The following is a 3,543-nucleotide window of genomic DNA, read 5'->3' as shown; positions in this document are numbered from 1 at the left end:
TATCAACGGTTCGAATCCGTTATTCTCCACATTCCCACCGATGCCCGAAAGGGTTAGGATATAATGCAAGTTATGATATTGATATCATATTGGGACAAGTTCTTTGACATATTGGAAGAAGTAAAATTGAAGAGAAAACAACAGTAGAGACGGTTGTTGGCTTCGAGTTCAAGAACCAGGAATAAGTAATTAGTGTAAACTACTTCGGTATAAGCATTAATGAGTTATTCTGATATATTGAATAAGAACGGCAATCTATCAAAAAGCATACAGTGGTGAGCAAAAGCATCACAAGTATAGAAGAAAGTAAATAAGGGTACACGGGGGATGCCTTGGCTCTCAGAGGCGATGAAAGACGTGATAAGCTGCGATAAGCTGCGGGGATCAGCAAATATGAATTGATCCGCAGATTTCTGAATGGGGAAACCTAACTATCTGAAGGATAGTTGCAAATATGCGCAAACCTGCTGAACTGAAACATCTAAGTAAGCAGAGGAAGAGAAAATAATAATGATTTCCTGAGTAGTGGCGAGCGAAAGGGAAGAAGCCCAAACCTATTATGTTACGGCATAGTAGGGGTTGTAGGACCACAACATGAATATCAAACAAAACCGGAACGGGGTGGGAAACCCGGCCATAGAGCATGAGAGCTGCGTACGGGTAATGAATGATAGGATAGTGGTATCCTGAGTACCGCGAGGTCGGAGACGCCTTGTGGGAATCTGCCGGCACCATCCGGTAAGGCTAAATACTCCTGAGAGACCGATAGTGAACCAGTACCGTGAGGGAAAGGTGAAAAGAACCCCGAACAGGGGAGTGAAATAGAACCTGAAACCGTGTACTTACAAGCGGTCGGAGCGGAGAGATTCCGTGACGGCGTGCCTTTTGCATAATGAGCCTACGAGTTACTCTTCTCTGGCAAGGTTAAGTGTTTTAGGCACGGATCCGAAGCGAAAGCGAGTCTGAATAGGGCGCAGAGTCAGAGGAGGTAGACGCGAAACCTTGTGATCTACCCATGAGCAGGTTGAAGGTGCCGTAACAGGTACTGGAGGACCGAACCGATAAACGTTGAAAAGTTTCCGGATGACTTGTGGGTAGGGGTGAAAGGCTAATCAAACTGGGAAATAGCTCGTACTCCCCGAAATGTTTTTAGGAACAGCGTGGTGGTTAAGTTATATAGAGGTAGAGCTACTAATTGGGTGCGGGGGAGTCAAATCCTACCAAATCCAGATAAACTCCGAATGCTATTTAATATACACTGCAGTGAGGCTATGGGTGCTAAGGTCCATGGCCGAGAGGGAAAGAACCCAGACCATCAGCTAAGGTCCCCAAATTAACGCTAAGTTGAACTAACGAGGTCCGATTGCACAGACAGCTAGGATGTTGGCTTGGAAGCAGCCATTCATTTAAAGAGTGCGTAACAGCTCACTAGTCGAGCGATCGGGCATGGATAATAAACGGGCATTAAGCGTTATACCGAAGCTATGGATTACATATTAATATGTACTGGTAGGGGAGCATTCTAATTGCCGGTGAAGCAGGAAAGACAATTGACTGTGGAGGAATTAGAAAAGCAAATGTAGGCATAAGTAACGATAAGGCGGGAGAGAAACCCGCCCACCGAAAGACTAAGGTTTCCTGATCAACGCTAATCGGATCAGGGTTAGTCGGGGCCTAAGGTGAAGCCGACAGGCGTAGCCGATGGACAACTGGTTAATATTCCAGTACTTTTTATAACTGCGATGCGGTGACGGAGTAGTGACACTGACGCGTGCTGACGGAATAGCACGTTAAAGGCCGTAGGTATAGGTTTGGTAGTTAAGTACGCCAGATTTGCTGAAAGCTGATAGTATGCCGAGCCCTCGGGTAAGGCAATAGTTCAGGTAATCAAACTTCCAAGAAAACCCGCTAAGCTTCAGGTTATGAAAACCCGTACCGTAAACCGACACAGGTAGTCGAGGAGAGGATCCTAAGGTGCTCGAGTGAATCATGGCTAAGGAACTCGGCAAAATGGCCCTGTAACTTCGGGAGAAGGGGCGCTGGTAGCAATATCAGCCGCAGTGAAAAGGCCCAGGCGACTGTTTAACAAAAACACATGGCTATGCAAAATCGAAAGATGACGTATATGGCCTGACACCTGCCCGGTGCCGGAAGGTTAAGAGGGGATGTTAGTCGCAAGGCGAAGCATTGAATCGAAGCCCCGGTAAACGGCGGCCGTAACTATAACGGTCCTAAGGTAGCGAAATTCCTTGTCGGGTAAGTTCCGACCTGCACGAATGGTGTAACGATCTGGGCGCTGTCTCAGCCATGAGCTCGGTGAAATTGTGGTATCGGTGAAGACGCCGGTTACCCGCAACGGGACGGAAAGACCCCATGCACCTTCACTACAACTTAACATTGATATCGGATACAGGATGTGTAGGATAGGTGGGAGACTGTGATCATGCTTCGCTAGGAGTATGTTAGTCAACGTTGAAATACCACCCTTTCTGTATTTGGTGTCTAACTCTGCAATGTGGAGAACATTGTTTGGCGGGTAGTTTGACTGGGGTGGTCGCCTCCAAAAAGGTAACGGAGGCTTTCAAAGGTAAGCTCAGTACGCTTGGTAACCGTACGCGGAGTGCAATAGCATAAGCTTGCTTGACTGTGAGGCAGACAAGCCGAGCAGGGTCGAAAGACGGATATAGTGATCCGGTGGTTCTGCATGGAAGGGCCATCGCTCAAAGGATAAAAGGTACGCTGGGGATAACAGGCTGATCTCCCCCAAGAGCTCATATCGACGGGGAGGTTTGGCACCTCGATGTCGGCTCGTCACATCCTGGGGCTGGAGAAGGTCCCAAGGGTTGAGCTGTTCGCTCATTAAAGTGGCACGCGAGCTGGGTTCAGAACGTCGCGAGACAGTTCGGTCCCTATCTGTTGTGGGCGTTGGAAGTTTGAGTGGGGCTGACCTTAGTACGAGAGGACCGGGTTGGACTAACCTCTGGTGAATCTGTTATGCCGCCAGGTGTATTGCAGAGTAGCTACGTTGGGAATAGATAAGCGCTGAAAGCATCTAAGTGCGAAACTAGCCACAAGATGAGACTTCCATTGAGGATCGTAGCAGACTACTACGTTGATAGGTTACAGGTATAAAGGTGGTGACATCAAAGCCGAGTAATACTAATCATCCGAAGCTTTCTCATAGCAGGTAATTAAAGGGTTGATTGGAGAATGGTTTATTGGTGAGTGGTTGCAAAACCGCACATACAATCTAATAATGAACCGGTCAACCCAGCAAAAACAAAGCTGTTGTTTTCTCTGATCTTTTTACTTCTTTCAATAATATGTCATTGTTTATGGAGAGTAGTGAACAGTTGATTGAGTGAATAGTTATAAAACTATCCAACCACTCACCACTGAACCACTCACCACAAACTATTAAAATATTCAGGTGCCTATATCGGCGGTGTCCACCTCTTCCCATTCCGAACAGAGAAGTTAAGCCCGCCAGAGCCGATGGTACTGCAGTAAAATGTGGGAGAGTAGGTCGGTGCCAAATCTTAA

The 3,543-nt window shown here is 47.1% G+C and carries 2 rRNA genes; both read left to right on the top strand.

The features are described from left to right. Nucleotides 1-300 precede the first annotated feature (300 nt). Nucleotides 301-3,182 (top strand): 23S ribosomal RNA (locus tag E2R66_RS27965). Nucleotides 3,183-3,426: 244 nt separating this feature from the next. Next, nucleotides 3,427-3,538: ribosomal RNA gene (gene rrf / locus E2R66_RS27960) — 5S ribosomal RNA — on the top strand. Nucleotides 3,539-3,543: the final 5 nt, after the last annotated feature.

This window comes from Mucilaginibacter psychrotolerans, assembly GCF_004519315.1.
GTDB lineage: Bacteria > Bacteroidota > Bacteroidia > Sphingobacteriales > Sphingobacteriaceae > Mucilaginibacter > Mucilaginibacter psychrotolerans.
The sequence above is the reverse complement of the archived record's forward strand: the minus strand, read 5'-3'. Positions and strand labels throughout refer to the sequence as shown.